At 46.7% G+C, this 18,759-nt stretch carries 13 protein-coding genes; 8 read left to right on the forward strand and 5 right to left on the reverse strand.

Translation table 11 applies throughout. The features are described from left to right. The first annotated feature begins 35 nt into the window (after positions 1-35). Positions 36-1,178, forward strand: coding sequence for a glycoside hydrolase family 5 protein (locus ACYZZ0_RS05855; RefSeq protein ID WP_461535660.1), 1,143 nt, complete (start codon positions 36-38; stop codon positions 1,176-1,178). 68 nt (positions 1,179-1,246) lie between these two features. Beyond that, positions 1,247-2,068 (forward strand): pyrroline-5-carboxylate reductase, encoded by an 822-nt coding sequence (gene proC, locus ACYZZ0_RS05860; RefSeq protein ID WP_461535661.1) that lies wholly within the window; start codon positions 1,247-1,249, stop codon positions 2,066-2,068. A gap of 60 nt (positions 2,069-2,128) precedes the next feature. On the opposite strand, the gene ACYZZ0_RS05865 is transcribed toward proC, so the two are convergent. The 3 genes from ACYZZ0_RS05865 to glyA all read right to left on the reverse strand — a co-directional run bounded on the left by ACYZZ0_RS05865 (position 2,129) and on the right by glyA (position 4,772). Next, positions 2,129-2,842 carry an SGNH/GDSL hydrolase family protein gene (locus tag ACYZZ0_RS05865; protein WP_461535662.1) on the reverse strand — a complete coding sequence of 238 codons (714 nt, stop codon included), beginning with the start codon at positions 2,840-2,842 and terminating at the stop codon, positions 2,129-2,131. A 47-nt stretch (positions 2,843-2,889) separates the two neighbouring features. Then, a complete protein-coding gene (gene nrdR / locus ACYZZ0_RS05870) occupies positions 2,890-3,351 on the reverse strand; it encodes a transcriptional regulator NrdR (protein WP_461535663.1) in 462 nt (153 codons plus the stop codon). A 164-nt stretch (positions 3,352-3,515) separates the two neighbouring features. Further along, complete coding sequence (gene glyA, locus ACYZZ0_RS05875) at positions 3,516-4,772, reverse strand: serine hydroxymethyltransferase (protein ID WP_461535664.1); 1,257 nt, start codon at positions 4,770-4,772, stop codon at positions 3,516-3,518. Between the two features lie 342 nt (positions 4,773-5,114). On the opposite strand from glyA, the gene hutW reads away from it, so the two are divergent. From hutW to ACYZZ0_RS05895, 4 genes are read left to right on the forward strand one after another with little or no spacing between them, the layout of a single operon-like run. Then, positions 5,115-6,473 carry a heme anaerobic degradation radical SAM methyltransferase ChuW/HutW gene (gene hutW / locus ACYZZ0_RS05880; RefSeq protein ID WP_461535665.1) on the forward strand — a complete coding sequence of 453 codons (1,359 nt, stop codon included), beginning with the start codon at positions 5,115-5,117 and terminating at the stop codon, positions 6,471-6,473. A gap of 20 nt (positions 6,474-6,493) precedes the next feature. Then, the gene (gene hutX, locus ACYZZ0_RS05885) at positions 6,494-7,021 is read left to right on the forward strand and encodes a heme utilization cystosolic carrier protein HutX (RefSeq protein ID WP_461535666.1); all 528 of its coding nucleotides are present in this window, start codon (positions 6,494-6,496) and stop codon (positions 7,019-7,021) included. Positions 7,022-7,028: 7 nt separating this feature from the next. Beyond that, entirely contained in the window at positions 7,029-7,448 is a 420-nt protein-coding gene (locus tag ACYZZ0_RS05890) for a nitrous oxide-stimulated promoter family protein (RefSeq protein ID WP_461535667.1), read from the forward strand. Between the two features lie 19 nt (positions 7,449-7,467). Further along, positions 7,468-7,911 (forward strand): YbaN family protein, encoded by a 444-nt coding sequence (locus ACYZZ0_RS05895; protein ID WP_461535668.1) that lies wholly within the window; start codon positions 7,468-7,470, stop codon positions 7,909-7,911. Here ACYZZ0_RS05895 and ACYZZ0_RS05900 read toward each other — a convergent pair. Both ACYZZ0_RS05900 and ACYZZ0_RS05905 read right to left on the reverse strand, forming a co-directional pair. Further along, positions 7,876-8,268 (reverse strand): VOC family protein, encoded by a 393-nt coding sequence (locus ACYZZ0_RS05900; protein ID WP_461535669.1) that lies wholly within the window; start codon positions 8,266-8,268, stop codon positions 7,876-7,878. The two genes, ACYZZ0_RS05895 and ACYZZ0_RS05900, sit on opposite strands and share 36 nt — an antisense overlap. 59 nt (positions 8,269-8,327) lie before the next feature. Beyond that, the gene (locus ACYZZ0_RS05905; RefSeq protein WP_461535670.1) at positions 8,328-9,008 is read right to left on the reverse strand and encodes an SDR family oxidoreductase; all 681 of its coding nucleotides are present in this window, start codon (positions 9,006-9,008) and stop codon (positions 8,328-8,330) included. Positions 9,009-9,491: 483 nt separating this feature from the next. Between ACYZZ0_RS05905 and ACYZZ0_RS05910 the strand changes: the two genes are divergently transcribed. Together ACYZZ0_RS05910 and ACYZZ0_RS05915 are read left to right on the forward strand one after the other, a co-directional pair. Beyond that, on the forward strand, positions 9,492-15,212 hold the full coding sequence (locus tag ACYZZ0_RS05910) for a hypothetical protein (RefSeq protein ID WP_461535671.1): 5,721 nt from the start codon (positions 9,492-9,494) through the stop codon (positions 15,210-15,212). A gap of 713 nt (positions 15,213-15,925) precedes the next feature. Next, a complete protein-coding gene (locus ACYZZ0_RS05915; RefSeq protein ID WP_461535672.1) occupies positions 15,926-18,745 on the forward strand; it encodes a PAS domain-containing hybrid sensor histidine kinase/response regulator in 2,820 nt (939 codons plus the stop codon). Positions 18,746-18,759 lie beyond the last annotated feature (14 nt).

Here is an 18,759-nt window from a genome sequence, read left to right on the forward strand (position 1 = left end):
GGGAACCCACCAACCCGGTGCCTGTCAATTGATGCATGAATAACCATAAACATTCTGCTCGAGCATGCGGGTATCTTGCCCTGATACTCTTCATTTATTCCGGCTTTTTCGCTACAGCCGGAGGGTATGACCGCAAAACAGCATTCTGGACCGATGCTCCTCGCCATGGAGCCAACTGCTATAACATCAAGGTTGATGAGGACTGGTTCAAAGCCGCGAAGGCTGCAGGCATTAACTGGATACGCCTGACATGGGATAAATGGCCTGGAGAAGGGCAAGATTTTCTGGCTGGAGATCTCGATAACTACCATTCACTCCAGCCGAATGACCTTAGGCAGTTGCTTCAGACACTGGACCTGGCCTACGAACATCAACTATCTGTAGTGCTTGTTCCCCTGGGGCTTCCCGGCTGCCGCTGGATTCAGAATAATGATGGAAAGCGCGATTCCCGGCTTTGGCGTGACAAGCGATTTCAGCAGCAGGCCGAGCAGTTCTGGTTTGATCTGGCTCAGGCCTTAAAGCTGCATCCGGCCATCGTTGGCTATAGCCTGCTGAGCGCTCCGGCCACAGAGGCTGCGAATGTCTGGCCAGATCTTAGTCTCCGGCTGCTTCAGGCTATTCGCAAGGCTGATATACGAACCCCGGTTATTATTGAAAGTGCAGACTTTGGTAGCCCCGGAGCATGGACAAGTATGACTCCTGCCGAGGATGACAGAACGCTTTATGCTGTTCATTTTATGGCTCCCTGGGATTACTCCTCGCGCTTTAACTTCACTGAAAAGCGCGGCTACCGCTACCCCGGCGCCATTTCTGTCAATAAGCAAAGTGAATACTGGGATCGCAAACGCCTGGAACAGGAATTAGCCCGGTTCACCAACTGGGCTGATAGCCACAAGATTCCCCGACACCGTCTGCTCGTCTCAGCACTGGGTTGCTTCCGCAGAAATCCGGATGCAGCGATCTACCTAAAAGATGTCACCTCAATCCTGAACCAGAACAGAATGCACTGGGCCTTCTACGCTTTCCGTGAAGATGCCTGGGATGGATATGATTTTGAATGTGGCTCTGATGGCTTCGGTGAAGCCTGGTGGAAGGCTCATGACAATGGCGAACCACTTCCTCGTCCTCGTAAGCCAAACCCGTTATGGCAAGTGATACAGGATGCACTAAAACTATAACCCTGCTTTGCTCATCACGTCTGCTAGGCTAGGATGCCGGTTTGATTGAGCAGGCAAGGTAGCAACAAATGACCCTATCCACTCCGAAACTGGCATTTATTGGCGTCGGCAATATGGCCAGTGCCATTATCGGTGGTCTGATAGCAAATGGATATCCTGCTGACAGCATCACCGGTACCAATCGTTCTGAAGAAAAACAGCAGCTGTGGCGCGACAAGTTCGGCATTCATACAACCCACGACAATGATCTGACAGTTGAAACAGCTGATGTCGTTATTCTGGCAGTAAAGCCGCAGATGATGGAAAGCGTTGTCAGTGCGATGTCTCCCGCATTACAGCAACGCAAACCCATGTTGATTTCCCTTGCAGCAGGCCCTACCGTTGAAAGTCTTGATCAGTGGGCCGGTGGTGATATGGCGATTGTTCGCTGTATGCCCAATACCCCCTCAATGCTCCAGTGTGGCGTTGCCGGATTATACGCAAACCAGAAAGTAAGTCTGGAACAAAAACAACAAGCTGAAGCCATTCTGAATGCTGTGGGTATCTGTCGCTGGCTGGAAGCAGAATCCGGTATTGATTCAATTATTGCTGTAGCAGGCAGTGCACCCGCTTATTACTACCTGTTTATGGAAGCCATGATTGAGTCTGGCAAAAAACTGGGTTTCAGTCATGAAGATTCTACCGAACTGGCCATTCAGACCGCGCTGGGTGCGGTAAGAATGGCAAAGGAAACCGGCACAGACGTGGTTGAATTAAGACGTCAGGTGACTTCACCCGGCGGAACAACCGCTGAAGCAATCAGAACATTTGAAGAGGGTGGTCTGCGTCAACTGATTGATGGTGCTATGCATGCTGCCATCAAGCGTTCGCAGGAACTGGCAAAGGCCTGATTTGTTATCGGCCCGGAATACGGGCCGATTCTTTCTTAGTGCTTGAGAACTCAATAAAAGCTAGATCAGCCTTTGGTAATAACTGGATAACTGCTCGCCCCAAGATGCATAAGCCTGTTCAGAGGGGTGAAAACCATCACTGGCAAGGTCACCATCATTTAGCCCCGGATTCATCGGAAGATAATGAACTCGTTCGATATCCGAACGACAGAGATCATCTAGCTGCCGGCTTATAATTCGGGCCCGAGCGCCCAAAACAGATGACAGTGGTTTGGGAAGTTCAGGAAACTGTTCCAGTGGCGGTGCACCGGTCAGAAATATTGTGGCATCAGAATACTGACGTATAGCCATGATCACGCGCTTGATGTTCTGCTTCCACTGTTGCCGGGGAGTAAAACCCTTGGCATCGTTTACTCCCATACTGATAACAATCAGATCAACGGGCTGCTGTTGTAATACCGGTTTTATTTTTTCAGGAAACAATTGATGCAACAGGCCTTGTGACTTGAGGCCATTTTGCCCGATTGCTTGCCACGCGACCGTTTGTTTCAGGTTTAAAGAGAGATACCGTGCAAGTTGACCCGCCAGGGCAACATCATGAACTTTCGCACCAACACCGGCTGCTGTTGATTCCCCCATGACCAGAATATGCATTTTCTTGTCTTGAGAACCTGTCAGCCCCTCAAAGGGAGGTGCCGCTTCAGGAAGAGTGGGTATTTTTTGTCTGACCTGTCTACCCTGAAGCCACAGTAATGGCAGCAGGGCAACGCCCATACTACAGATCAGCTCATCTTTTATTATTTTAATTTTAAATTCCGTACTTACTGATGATGCTCTGTTTCCAGCTTTTCAATTTCTTCCCGGAACTCATTAAGGTCTTTAAACTGGCGATAGACGGAAGCAAACCGAATATAAGCAACTTCATCCAGCTGCTTCAGCTCGGTCATCACTTCTTCACCCACAACCCGGGAAATAATTTCGCGCTCTCCGGTTGCCCGCAGGCGGTGCATAATCCGACTGATTGCCTCTTCAATCGCTTCCATACTGACCGGACGTTTTTCTACCGCCCGGGTAATTCCGGCCCTTAATTTCATTTCGTCAAAAGGTTCGCGGGTACCATCGCGCTTGATCAGCCGGGGCATCAACAATTCAGCTGTTTCATATGTTGTGAATCGTTCACTGCACTGCTGGCATTCGCGCCGACGCCGCACCTGTATCCCGTCAGCCACAAGTCGGGAGTCGATTACTTTGGTATCCTGAGTGTTGCAGAAGGGACAGTGCATAGAGATCAAATCTGTATAGGTGAATATTGGCAGATTACCGTATATCCCCTATGCGTCAAGGGTTTGGCTGATATCAGCCAGTTGATATTTGTCACAGCAGCACAGAAAAGAAAAAACCCGAAGCATGCTTCGGGTTTTTAGTCTCACTATTCCGGCTTTGGCAGTTAGCCTTTGTAAACCGGGAACCGGTCACAGATACCCAGAACTTTCTGCTTCACATCGCTGATGACATTCTCATCATTGATGTTATCCAGCACATCACAGATCCAGCCAGCCAGCTGACGGGCTTCTTCGGTACCGAAACCGCGACGGGTAATCGCCGGGGAACCAATACGCAGACCACTGGTAATGAAAGGTGAGCGAGGATCATTCGGAACAGCGTTCTTGTTCACGGTAATATTGGCACGACCCAGCGCTTCTTCAGCATCTTTACCAGTGTACTCCTTGCCAATAAGATCCATCAGGAACAGGTGATCATCAGTACCGCCAGAAACAATATTGATTCCACGCTCCAGCATCACTTCAGTCATTACCTGAGCATTCTTAACAACCTGCTGTTGGTAGGTTTTGAAGTCGTCAGCCATAGCTTCCTTGAAGCAGACGGCCTTTGCTGCAACAACGTGACACAGCGGGCCGCCTTGGGATTCAGGGAATACTGCAAAGTTCAGCTTTTTGTTTAGGTCTTCATCATCGTTGGCCAGAATCAGACCTCCACGGGGACCACCCAGGGTTTTGTGAGTTGTGGTTGTCACAACATCGGCAATACCTACCGGAGAAGGATAAACACCCGCAGCAACCAGACCGGCAACGTGAGCCATATCCACCATCAGGTAAGCTCCGACCTTGTCGGCGATATCACGAAACTTCTGCCAGTCGATGGTGCGGGAGTAAGCCGAGAAACCACCGATAATCATTTTCGGTTTATGCTCCAGCGCAAGACGTTCGACTTCATCAAAATCAATTTCGCCGGTCTCTTCGTTCAGGCCATATTGAACGGCATTGTAAATGCGGCCGGAGAAGCTGACTTTGGCACCGTGAGTCAGGTGACCACCGTGGGCCAAACTCATACCCAGTACAGTATCACCCGGCTTGACCAGCGCCATGTATACCGCAGCATTGGCTTGAGAGCCGGAATGCGGCTGGACATTGGCATAGCTGGCGCCAAACAGTTCTTTAGCACGATCAATTGCCAGCTGCTCAACCACGTCAACGTGCTCACAGCCACCGTAATAACGCTTGTTCGGGTAACCTTCCGCATACTTGTTGGTCAGTGCGGACCCCTGGGCTTCCATAACCCGCGGGCTGGTATAGTTCTCAGAGGCGATCAGTTCGATATGCTGTTCCTGACGGACAGTTTCAGCATCAATAGCGGCTTTCAGCTCAGGGTCAAAATCAGCGATAGTCATTTCTGCGTTGAACATCGGTCCCCCCAGTATTCACGCGTTAGTGATCACGGTTAGATAAGGCTGCGTACGGTACCACAAATAATCAGTATGCTCATGGTGTTTCTACCTAGAACAACAGACACAGTTTAGTGGTTTTATTTGAGACAGTATTGAGCGATGTCAGCATGCGGACAAGAGCGCACTAATAAGAATAAGTCGCAAATAGTAATGATTCTCAAAATTGATTGAGATCATAACATCCCGACTGCAACTGCTCTTAAATATTCGTACGCCATGATTTTCGGCCTCTCTCTTGAACTCTGATTACTTTCGCTTCAAGCAGATGCCCTTACCTTATCTCTGAACAGCTGGCATACCATGACTATTTCACTGGCTCCGGAACTGACCGGTCGTCATTCACCCGATCCGCTGCGCTTTGCTTTTGAAGCCAAAAAAAATGCTCATGCTGGCGGCAGTAGCAAACCACTTGCTCAGGAAGAAATAGCTACTTTGTGGCAGCAGACCATGTATTCAACTGCTGTACCCGGTAGCCGGGCTGCCTATTTTCATATTCCCTTTTGTCGCACTCACTGCTCTTACTGCCCTTTCTTCCAGAATACAGCCAAACAGGATGCCATTAACCAGTATGTTTCTGCTCTGCTGAAAGAGATTGAGCAGGCATCTCATTCGGAGTGGATACAGAGCCAACCTGTTCAGGCCGTTTATTTCGGTGGAGGCACACCAACAGAACTGGCACCGGAACATATCGTGCAACTGGGTGATGCCATTCGCCGGCACTTGCCGCTGGCCAATGATGTCGAGATGACATTCGAATCACGCTTTACCGGACTCGACAACGATAAAGTCAGTGCCTGTATTGAGGCCGGCTTTAACCGGTTCTCTCTGGGCGTTCAGACCTTTCAGTCGGATATTCGCCGCAAGATGAGCCGAATTGACACCCGGGAAACCATGCTGGAGCGACTGGATTATCTGGTCGCAACCGATCAGGCCGCAGTTGTTGTCGATCTTATTTATGGCCTGCCCTACCAGACCGAAGCATTGTGGCAGGAAGACTTGGAAATCCTGTCTCAAACCCGGATTCATGGTGTCGATCTATACCAGCTGATTGTCATGGGGAGTACCCGCATGGCGCAAACCATTGCCAAAGGTCGAATGCCTGCTGCCGGCGATACTGCAATGAAAGCAGGTCTGTTCCAGCAGGGTAAGGAATTTATGGATCAGCATCATTTCAACCGTTTGAGTGTCAGCCACTGGGCCCGGGATCCAAGAGAACGCAATGTTTATAACCACCTGACCAAAGCCGGTCATGATGTGATTCCTTTTGGCTGTGGTGCCGGTGGTACCGTGAACGGTCACGGTGTCATGCTGCATCGCAGTCTGGAACCCTATTTGAAAATGGTGGCAAACGACACCAAACCATTGATGTTTATGAGCCACCCAAGCCCGCTAAAGCCTCTACTCAATATATTCGGAGCCGGGTTTGATCTGGGCTGGCTTGATTTAAATGCTATCAGTCTTGTCGGAGAACAGCTGGGCTACAGCAATATTATTGATCACTGCAAGCCGTTGTTTGCAGCCTGGGAACAAAACGGTCTGGTTGAGCGCTGCGGACGTTATCTCAACCTGACACTGGCCGGACAATTCTGGAATGTCACTCTAAGCCAGGCCCTGCAGGATTACCTGAAACAGTACCCGCTGCATCAGCAAGCCGCATAATTTCAACCTCTGAGAAAACCATGAAACAAGAAATCCAGCGTCGTTTTACTGAAACCCCTGAATTGCTGCCTGCCGCAGTAGCGTCCGAACTGAATATCAGTGAACTTGAAGTTATCCACACGATGGCCGAACTTGCCCAGTCTGGTGATCTACCTGAAATCCAGATGGTAGTTGCCGCAGGCAATCAGTTTGAAATGATTATTGAAGAACTCCGGGGCTGGGGTGATATCATGCTGGTGCTGGATGTTGAGGGTTCCATCTTTGAAATGGTGACCCCTTTCCCGAAAGGCGGCAAGAAGTTCGGTTATTACAACATGAGTGACCGTAATACTCCGCTGAAAGGACATCTGAAACTGGATGGTTATGGCGGCATTGCCCTGGTTCGCAAGCCTTTCCACGGTGTGGATACCTGTTCGGTGCAGTTTTTCAGTCCGACCGGACGTCCGGTATTCAAGGTATATATCCGCCGCAACAAGGATAAATCCTTTATTCCCGAACAACTGGAGCGATTCAACGCCCTGATGCAGCGACTGGCTCCTCTAAACTGAAGCATTTATGCCAGCAGAGACAGTCACTCGTACCCAAAAAGCGCAGCAGCCCTTATCCAAAATACTGGCGGCCGAGTTCAAGACCATTGTTGCCATGACCCGGATTTACTGCAGGGATCATCATCCGGCAATGGAGAAAAGCGCAGGGGTATGCAGTGACTGTCAGTCCTTTCTCGATTTTGCCCGCTTCAGGCTGGTAAAGTGTCCCTATGGTGATATCAAACCTACCTGCAAACAGTGTCCGGTCCACTGCTACAAGCCGGATCGCAAAGAGCAAGCGCGTATCATCATGCGTTATGCCGGGCCCAGAATGCTGTTGCCTCACCCTATTTTGGCCATTCGGCACCTGCTGCATGATCGCAGGCCAGTTCCGGAATTGCCCAAGCGTGGACGCAAAGCCAGAGAAGCAAAGAACAAAAACGACTAAGGTTATCTGACAGACCGGAATGAAAGACTACATTGCCCCTACCAGTCATACCGCCAGAATCCTGTATCTGACCCTCGGGGTGCTGTCCCTGCTGACCGGTATTGCCGGGATTATTCTGCCACTGGTACCCACTACACCACTGGTATTACTGGCTGCCTTCTGCTTTGCCCGTTCCAGTGAACGACTGCATAGCTGGATCCTCAACCATCGGCACTTCGGGCCGCTGGTTCATGACTGGGCGGAATATCGGGGCATTAAACCATCCGTTCGGCGCAAGGCTTATGTGATTACAGTAATTTGTTTCAGTATCAGCATCGCAGTGGCTCCCATTATCTGGGTACGCTATATGCTGGGTACGATGTGCTGCGGACTACTGTTTTATATGAGCCGCTTGCCAGCCGCACCGGAGCAACCACCTGCAGAGACTTCAAAGCAGTCCAGCCGGATTGAGCAGCTCGATTAAGTTGCCGGAAGGGTCGCGCAGAAACAAGCGTTCCACTTTGTATAGTTTGACTTTTGGCGTTTCCAGAGTGGCACCTCTGGCCTCCAGCCAGTGATGCCATTCCAGTACGTTATCCACAACCAGAGCAACATGAGCACGGGTTTCGGTTGCTTTGGCCTGACGCTGAATCAGATGCAACATCTGCCCACCCGGCAACTGAAACCAGTGAATACCCTTCTCCTTAAGGCCATCCGGCATCGGTGCATCATCCAGCAGTAATACCTCACGATAAAACTGTTTGGAAGCCGTCAGATCATCTACTTCTACCGTTGTGTGGTGAATAGATTTCAAAGGGTTCGGAATAGCCACGGAGTTCATCGTTTGTTGCAGAAAACAGTATTAGAGGTATCTATATAGATAGCACGACCCTGAAGCACTTATCGACTCAGGGTAATATCTGAAATATAACCTTTCTCAGCTTGCCCTAATGCCCCGGCAATCATCAATGCTGCATCCTCTGCTGACATAAACGTATCCACTGGATAGTCAACATCAGTACCCTGCCAGAAGTCTGTTGCCATACCAGCCGGATAGACAGCAACAATCCGCAAGCTGCTGCCCTTTGCCTCTTCTCGCAAAGATTCCGTAAAACCACGCACACCCCACTTGGCCGCACAATAAACTGACTCACCCGCCTTTCCTTTCAGTGCCGCTGTTGACATCACATTGATGATAACGCCACCTGAGCGTTTCATATCCTGAAAGAAAACCTGACAGGGCAAAATGACAGGCAACAGGTTGTTATTCAGCACAGGCTGAATTTCAAGCGCATCAAGTTCATCCAGCCTCCCGAACAAACCCCTGCCTGCACAGTTGATCAAAACTGCCGGAGCATCCAGTTTTTTTTCTGTCACAAATGCTTTCAACTCGCTCAGACTTTCCGGGTTCGAAAGATCACAATCAAAAATCTGATGACTGCCCGGGAGCTGTCTGGACATTTGCTCCAAACGTTCCCGATTACGTGCAACCAGAAGCAGGTTCGCTCCTTCCTTTGCAAGAGTTTCAGCCAATGCATAACCCAGCCCCCCTGTGGCGCCAGTGATCATTGTGTACTTCATAAGCATTCGCCCATCACAATAGATATTGGTATTTTGAATCTGCGTATAATGGCAAAATCAAGCCTCAGTGTCAGTCGAGATCAAGCACCAAAGATACAGTATTAATGAAAGCTGCGATGAGAAAGGCATTAGAAAAAACATACCAAATTAGCAGGCAGCTACATGTAATAGTTGTTCTTTAGAGCTAACGCTAATAATAAAAAGATACTAATATTACTCATGGAGTAGATAGTACTGAAAGTTAAAAAGTGGCCCTGAGTTAAAATCTTTAACACAAAAAGTTATTTTATTTTTATCTTTCATGCAAAAAATCATAAACCTCCTAAAATAGAGAAAGGTCTAATCACTCTAGCTTTTAATTGTACTGAAGTTATTATATTTACAAGCGTATGTTTTTGATATCGGAGGATATCATAACCATTTCTTTTTGGTGGTATGGTACAAAATACTTTTGTTTTAGTGAGACTTCCGTTAAGAATCTTATTGCTTCTGACCACACTTATTTTATTAGTTTCATCAGCCCAAGCTGAAAACCAAAAATTTATTGATGTAGTTGAATATCTAGAAGAAAACAAACATTGTTTAGTTGAACTTTATGAAAAAATATCTGCACAGCTAAATTCCCCTTACAGAAGTGCGAACAATATAGCTTGCGATGCACAAAACCAACCTTACTTTTACGGCTACCCCATAAGCTTTTCTTCTGGCAGCGATCACACTGAAGAGTTATGTTTTGCTTTCCAGATCCGCCCGAAAACTTTAAGGAAAAGACCTTCTGTAAATGCTTTATTCTATTCTCACTCAATACAGTCAAAGCCTGAGTTTGATGAAACAAACTGCTGGATGCTGGCCTACCCTGAAAAGATTTTGTTACCTGAAGATAAACCTGAGGCTGCATTAAACAATAATGGTGGAATGGTTTTTTTTATACGCGAGAATACTCACTCTGGTCCTCTAGATAGCCTCGTATCAACACGATTTAAAAAGCTGTTTCTCACCAGTAGTATTTCTGAGGGAGCCGTAGTTTCGAGTCTGCGCCTGGATCCAGGCAGAGGCTATCTTTGCTACTGTGTAAACACCGGAGTAATTGAAGCCTGTGTTGGAATTCGGGCCGATACGCTGTCCACTGTTCCTGGGCACAGTGCATTCATTAACGCCTCCAAGTCACCAATAGAAGTACTACAGGCTGTAGAAAATGAAATTTCCTGTCGACTATTAAGTCCTCAAAATGATATTCAGCAACAGCCACACAAAGTTCTCAATCATTTAACTGACCTGATGGACCCTCCAGACAACCCTGCCAGTATTCCAGGAAAATTTGTCAGTCCTGCTGTCCAACCTTTTTCAGTAAGATTAAAAGACCATGGTCATTGCCAGCTCAAAGTTGTCGGTGTCGGTCAGTTCTCTGTTGTTTTTCAGCTACAGGGATTACCTCATGGTATGTATAACAATATAGTCTGGAAGAGAATATCCGGTTTCAACCGACCAGAGGCAGAGCATTTTGTCCTGTTACAGAAGTTATCCCACAGAATTTTCCAGGAATGTAATGTTAAAACTGAAAATACCGGGTATTTCATCGTTCCCAACTCCAGATACCTCCCGGAAACATATAGTGTTTACATGGCTCAACGGTTAATCCCTGATTATGAGTTTGTAGATTTCCACTTCATGCGCTTTGCAGAATGTGACAGCCCTCAGAATAAAAGTCTGTTATTAGAGATTTCATCCAAGAAGGACATTTATCCGGACAAAGTCATACCTCTTTCCGAGCATGATGAAGTCCCGACAGGTGATAAATATCTGACCATGACATATGAGCAAATGGTTGTATGCATCATTGACAAGATTCTTGATATGGCAGCTGAAAACCTGAAGGACACCCTGCTTCGCAGACAGTCAGGCGCCCCCCCGGCACCACTGCAGATATGTGGCGATATAAAAGCAGATAACATCTCGGTCAAGCTTCGTATCGTCAATCGCTCAAGAGCATACTCTCTTGAAACCCAGCTGGATGCCACAGCCGAAATATTTGACACCCATCCTAATACTCTCGAAGTTCATGGGTGTCCTGTTTATCATCCTGAAGCGTATGCTGATCATATAAAAAGATTTCTCGGCGTCGATGCATTCAGTGTATTCACACCTGCTATAAAAAATCTTTCAAATTTGCCAAAAATTGTCATCCGAACACTGGCTTGTTTTTTAAATTATTCAATCTCTGATGAGCGGCTGAAAGCTGTTATTGATGTAACAAAAGCCATGATCGCCGCAAAAAAAAGAACCCTATCTGTCTGGCGGGATTTTCCCCTTGAAACAATAACTATTGATGCAGTGAAAGCAGATCATGAAGGTGCCAATCGTGTTTTAGGCAAACTAAAGTTACAGACGCTGGCATTACAAATGGCACAGGAACTTGAGCTACAAATGAGTCAGCCAGATCTTTGCTACCCATCGTCTACTCCCTCCATTTCAGCCGTTCCTCCCCTGGTATCCTTGATTCCGATCAGCCGTGCCCAGGACATTTGGCTCAGAACTATAAGGTCTGATCACCCCCAGCTGTGGAAAGGATTTGAGAAGGCTGTTCATGGGCACCTCATGGGATTATTTTTCTTGACCCGGCCCTCAGGGGTAGAGCTTGAGTCATCTACTGGCAATATTAATCAGGTGATTGAAACCATTCTGCAGCAAGTCCCTTTTTCTCCCACTCGTCCAACAGGTACTAGCAAGCCACCTTCAATCCCGATACCCATCCCATCACAGTTAGTCACCGGTCATACTCCTTCCAGCCAAGACAGCGGAAACAGCTTTAAATCTACTGGTAGCAGCTCTTTATCCATTGGTCGGAAAAAAAAGGCGTTAACACAAAGAAAAGTGTCCGCTTGCAAACCCAAAGTCATGTCACCCATCCAGTATTCCCCCGACAGAAGCTCGCCGCAGTCAGTAAAAGGGCGAAGCAGGCCCGGGATTCAAACTGACAAATGGATATCCACAGCTATTGACCCGGCACAGTCCTATACATTTTCCCGTCCTTGCGATGTGGCACTATGTACCACACCCGCAAACTGGCAGTGTAGTCATGACGACAACATTGATGCAGAAAAGCCTCTGATCAGTACCGCGATAAGTCGTCATATGCGGAAGCTGGGATATGACTGCTCTCTCTACACCCGAAAGCATGCCAGCGGAAAAGAGATGTTCGGAGGCTCAAAATGCAGCCCTCAAGAAATGTTCACGACGGTATTAACCCAAAAGTCATTCAGGCAAAAAAGTGGCAGAACATGGGGCAACTTTAAGAAATGCCTCAGTTCATACTGGAAAGAGATTACCGGGATTGATCTGCTGATGCTCCCCGAAGGTATGCTACCAGCCATACCTCGCGAAGAATATTTCCAACTGGATATGCCCATAGAGTTCATGGAAACTGATTCACAATCAACAAGTTTTCCAGATGATTTTTTAACTGAAACCGTTGAGCTCTCTTTTACTGAGCTGCTTTCTGTGGTCGCCCGCTTACCGGATACCAATCAGCATCCTGATTTTATCGGGCGCGAACTAATACTCATGGCGTTATTTGGACTCCTTGGTGAATCCGGGTCACATTTATACATACTCGATTTTTCTGAATGCATAGGGGTGACCCCAGACAAGACAGCTTCCCTGTATCCAAAAATAGTTCGGTTTTCTTCTGAGCCTGACCTTGAGTCAGCTGAAAAATCCATGCACATTACTGCCAGCCAGGTTGTACTCGCAGATCCCAGAGAGATGAAGCAACCTGGAACAATGTACCTTGATGAGGTTTTTGAGGACAAGCAAGCCTGTCTGCTGGCCAGATTTTTGTTTAGCTGGAAGGGCCAACCCTCTGACATCTGGTTCGGAGTTCACGATATATCTGATATTGAAAAACTGGTGAGAAAACGAATCAAGGGAATATCACGCATCAGGTTAACTTCTTCTGGAGAAGAGCAAATCAAAGAGCGTCCTGCTCTCTTGATACCTGACTTTTTATCAGATGTTGAGTCGGGTCGAACCCGTATTATGGAAAAACTAACTTCTCGCATGAGAAGCTCCGGCTTTGATATATCGCTATACAAACAGCCACCACTTCAAACTCCGGGCTTGAGTGAACTCTCCACAAGCATGCATGAGGCATGTACAGCTGTACTCGTATCCAGCAACTTGCATGAGAAAACCAGTAGAACCTGGAAGTCACTTCAAAACTGCTTGCGTTTGATATACAGGCAATTCAGCGGGCCTCAGGGGACTCGTACTTCTACTTCGCCATTCGACGGAACACTTGTCTGCTCCCCTCCTCAATCAGTAACTAATGACCCCTTAGTCATCCAGCTGCCTGCACTCTCATTCCCGAGCCATAGCTACGATGAATTTACACTTGAAGAAATGTTAGGGATAGCCATGGAGACTCCTGACAATACTCATGCCTGTATCCAGCTAATTCAGGAAAAAACGCTGGCTGCACTGTTCGCGCTACTGGGAAAAAGGCCAAATAAGTTATATCTACTCGATTTTACAGAAATGCTGGCTGCAGAGAATAGCTCTAGCTGTCCAATGCCTAGAGTCACGGAATTCTCATCAACAGTACATTCAGGATCAAGTAGAGAGCCTGTTCTCGAAATTAAAACGTGTGAAGCATCAGGTATCGGGTCTGAGCACTATTCAATGACACCTCATAGCATTCTTGAGGAGATTGCGAGTAATAAAGGTGCCTATTGCGTGGCAAGAGTAAATACTCTGTGTGGGGATACATTTCATTCTGTCTGGTTTGGTGTTCATAACATAGAATCGTATCAGTCCGGAGAATACTCTTTTGCACCAACCATGAGCAGTAGCCCCTGCAATACTTCCAACATGACCTTAGCTGGCGGCTTCAATACACATATGACCGTTAATAGTTCAGAGCCAACCTCAGGCATGTCCGATAGTGATTTTTTGCAGTTATCAGATATTCCTCCTATGACTGACTCTTTTACGATGCCCATTATTAAAGCTTGCCCGAGCCCTGCCAGAGAACTCTTTCATACTGTATACGAGGAGTTGTCAGCACTTCACAGCGGTCCTTGGCTTTCTGTCTTTATTGAATATCTTACCCTACAGATTGACCATCAGGTTTCCCTGTCATATAGCGGCAATTTAAGTGCACGAATCAGCCTTCTTAGACAAGCTCTTATGCTCTGTTCCGAGTACAGAGCTTACCAGAGGCAAAACCAGGAAATATTACAACTGATACAGCCGTGTATAGACAGATTTTTAAGCAATCAGCCCTTTAGTATCTCTCAATCTGTACCGTGTAAAACAAATGAGGACTTCATATATAAATTCTCATGCCCGGAACATGCTTCTTTCGGTGCACAATACCTGCTTGAACCAATACCCTGGGCAACAACTATTCCTGAACTAGTTCTGTCCAAATCGCATGGCACAATACCTTTTACTTCGTCTGATCGAGTCTCAGATGATGTTTTTGGGCATACTGATAGTATTTTGCTTGAAGATGCACCTGGTTACGGGAGTATTTCAGAGCATGAATTACATCAGATCGGGCCCATACTGAAACAATGCTATTTGCAGCAATCTGCCACTGTATTCATGCTATGTTTAGATATTATGGCATTTGAAGAACCTCACCTTAACATGAGTGAAAGCCTCCTTCATTGCCCAGAGAATCATAGCCTATGTAATTTGATTATTTGGGCTGATGCGATAGCGCGATCCTTGCATCTAGCAAACATTCCGGTTTGTCTACAGTTAAATCTATCCAAAGAGACGATTGAGGCCCAGTCACTTACTCACCATTGTGGCTATGATTATTTTACTGATCCGCAAGGTTCACCAGATACAAGCTACATTCTTCAACTTCCAATTCCCTCAAAATCACAACAGAAAAATTGCTCATTGTGTTGCTCTCGGAATGTTCACACCATAAAGTTGCCAGTAGCCACATTAATCAACCCCGGTCCACTCCCGGCTTCTGTTAGCAGCCTGTCAAATTATTCACGAGTGCATAGGCCAGTTTCCTGTTCTCCTCATTCTACGACATATCAGAAAGTTCCATCAGTCTCTTCAGGTTCTTCGGCATCTCCATTCATGACAGGAACTTCTGTTTTATTTTTCCCTGACAACTCAAGCCAAAAGTCTAGCCCTGGAAGAGTTGAAAGAGGATTTAAAGCAGGATTTAAAACAGAATAAAAAATGAAGAATGCCTCTTCTACTTTTTACACTAGGATAAATCCTTATAATCTGAAAAACGAGTCAGGGTAATTGTGTTTAGAAGTTCCGTCTCTCACAGCATATCCTCTTACTCCAGATCTTTTTTCCGGGGCAATATCTCTATCCGAAAAAAGTTTATTTTATATGTAGTATTACCTGTCACATTACTTTACAACCTGATAATTTTTTTTCATCTCTATCTTTTCCATGCTGATTCAGCCGCTGAAATTGAAGCCCAAATGCATGACGAAGTGGTTCATTTCGCTCGTGAACTTGACCACACAGTTTTCAGGTTCTCAGAAAGAATTCGATCACACGTAAACCTCCTTGATTCAACGGGTTGGCCGGACTCTATTATTCAATATGTTCTGCTTCAAATGATCAGCAGCGACAATTTAATTACGGGGATTACATTTACATATAAAAATCATGACGAAAATTCTGTCACCTCTTCAGAAACAAGAGGGTACACTCGACAGAAAAACATTGTAGCTAAAGTAACTGAAATACCCCCACCTCCAGCGATATTACAGCACAATAGCTGGTATCAGTTATTAGCCCAGAATGGCAGTTTCTGGACACCAGCTTACTTCGATAAAACCCAATCTGATGAGATTTGTAGCTACGTTTACCCCTTTACTTATCAAGACCAAAAGGGATTTATAAAACTGGACATCAATATCAATAGGCTGGTGCATGAAATCATTGATGAGTCGAGTTTTCATGGCCGCTATGCCAGCCTCCACCACTGGAAGTTCCACCTTGTTAATGCTGACCTGAATTACCTCTATACCGACAGTGTCCAGGCCGCCAAGTACGGCCACACCAATATGCGTGAAACCGGAAAGATATATCAAGTATCTGATTTTGGAGAAGAAATACCTGCACTCATCAAGGCGGGACAAACTCACCACTACAAAGTCTGGTTGCCCAGCCCCGAGTATCAGATTACCTGCTGGGTTTTTGGGGCACCTCTACAGCATGCCCAATGGTGGCTTTATACTGCTGTGAATGAAAATGTCGTCATGAAAAGCGTGCTGCAGTCAATGCTGACAGATGGCATTGTGATGACGTTATCTCTGCTGATTATTATCGTCGGCATCTGGTTTGCTTCCTCCAGAATAACCAGACCTCTGGTCAGTCTGGAACAACATATGAAGCAGTACTTTGAACAGCGCCGACCGCTACCCATGCAGGCTGAGTGGCTTCACAACAAGGATGAAACCGGTTCACTGGCACGCTCATTTATCCAGCTCACCCATCATTTAGCAGAACGCGATAAATCCCTGCAGCTGGCAAGAGCGGATAATATTGGCCGCCTGCTAAAGCATCTGAAAGGCGAATATTTTTACTTCCAGCTCGACAACAAGGGCCGAATTGCTTTTTCCAACACGTCTTTAAATGCCATGTTTGGCAATCATGGACTCTCTTTCAAGCCGGAATTTCAGCGATTTCTTGCCACCAGTCGGGATCAGAACCGTTTTACAGAAGAGTTTGGAAAAGCCCTTAAGGGCCAGCAGGGAACGCCTTTTGAACTCAGCATGAGAAATGCTCGTGGAGAGATTCGTCGTGTTCAAATTTTCTGGGGAGCTATCAGGGAAGAAAATGATGATATTGCGCTGGAAGGTCTGGGTCATGATATTACTGATTTCATCAGTGACACTGAAAAATTCCGGGCGCTACTCAATGCATCACCTGACCCATCTGTAATCTGTAACCCTGATGGCATTATTCAAATGGTCAATGCACAGGCACTGAAACTGACCCGATATACACGCAAAGAGCTCCTCAATGCTCCCCTTAGTATGTTGATTGCAGTTGAATGCCGCAGTGAAAACCCTCTTCTGGCTTCCCTGAACAAATGCGAGTGGCAAAACTGCCGTTATAAAAACCTTGAAACACTGGGACTTGATCGCCGTGGCCGGATTTTTCCGGCAGAAATCACCAGTAGTGTTCTGGATACCCGTGATGGGATTTTTATATCTACAGTAATCCGGGATATCACCACTCGCAAAGCAGCAGAGAATGAGTTGCTACAGGCCCGTGATGAAGCCATGGCCGCCAGTAAAGCCAAGAGTATGTTTTTATCCTGTATGAGCCATGAATTGAGAACACCACTCAATGGCATCCTTGGCTATTCACAGGTGTTATTACAGCAGCCTGAAACCCGTGAAGCCCAACGGCAAGGTCTGGAAAGCATTAAAAACTGTGGTCGTCACCTTCTCTCACTGATTAACGACATTCTGGATCTGAGTAAAATTGAAAACTGCAACCTTACCTTGAACCCTGTTGTTGCCAGCCCTCGCATCATTCTGAAAAGTGTTGAACAGATTCTGAAAAATGCTGCGGATTCAAAGGCTTTACTGTTCAGTACTCATATCCACCAGCGGGTTCCAGAGGAAATTGTTGTCGATGAAATCAAGCTGCGGCAGATCCTCCTTAATCTCGGGAGCAATGCTATCAAGTACACCCTTGAAGGTGCTGTTTCAATCGAGATGGATTACAGCGAAAATTACCTTCAGGCACATGTCAGAGATACCGGTCCCGGTATCCCGTCACAGGAGCAACACATAATTTTTGAGCCCTTCCGTCAGCTGGAATCCGGTCGCCAGAAAGGCGGTGCAGGACTGGGTCTTGCCATCTGTAAACAGCTAACAGAAGCATTGGGAGGACAGATTAGTCTCTCCAGTGAGCCTGATGTTGGCAGCTGCTTTTCAATAGAAATACCAGCGCCTGAGCCCGATGATGAAAATTCTGCAAACACTTCGGAAAGTTCAAGCCGCAGCATTCGGCAAGTGCCAAACAGACAATCGCCCTTTATTGCTGGATCTGTTCGTAGCAGTCGTATTTTAGTGGTAGATGATGATGCTACCAATCGAGAGATGTTGACTTCAGCGCTTGAGCAACTGCATTACCAGACAATCAGTGCCAATAATGGCCAGGAAGCCCTGACTATACTCAATAACTGCAAAATTGACTTGGTACTAATGGATATTCGAATGCCGGTTATGGATGGCATTACAGCACTTGGCATCATTCGACACGATGACACTCTCTCCCGCTTACGGGTCGTTGCTGTTACCGCCAGTATTTCAGAATCAACCCGGGTCAATATTGATGGCTATGGCTTTGATGATGTTGTACTCAAACCCATTCTGCTCGATGAACTGATGGAGAAAGTTATTGGCCTGCTAGAGCCACAAAATCCTCCACTGCTTCCTGCTCCCACGAAAGAATCTGATAGCCAAAAAGAACCCGGCACTACTCACAGCTCATGTTATAGCGCTCTGCTCAAACGTTTGAAGCAAGCCTTAAATATTGGTGATATCAGTTCACTGATGAACATTGATTTACCTTCTGCTGCAACAGACCCGGAACTCCGGCACTGTATTGAAAATATTCGCCATTATGCCCGGGCACTGGACACTGATAAGCTGGAAGATATTGCGGCAGATCTCGCACAAAAATCACAAAGTCAGAGTACCCAAAGCCCTCCGGACACAACCGTGTGAACCGGACAGGTTGT

The sequence above is a fragment of the Spongorhabdus nitratireducens genome (assembly GCA_947387575.1).
Taxonomy (GTDB): Bacteria; Pseudomonadota; Gammaproteobacteria; order Pseudomonadales; family Endozoicomonadaceae; genus CANDOC01.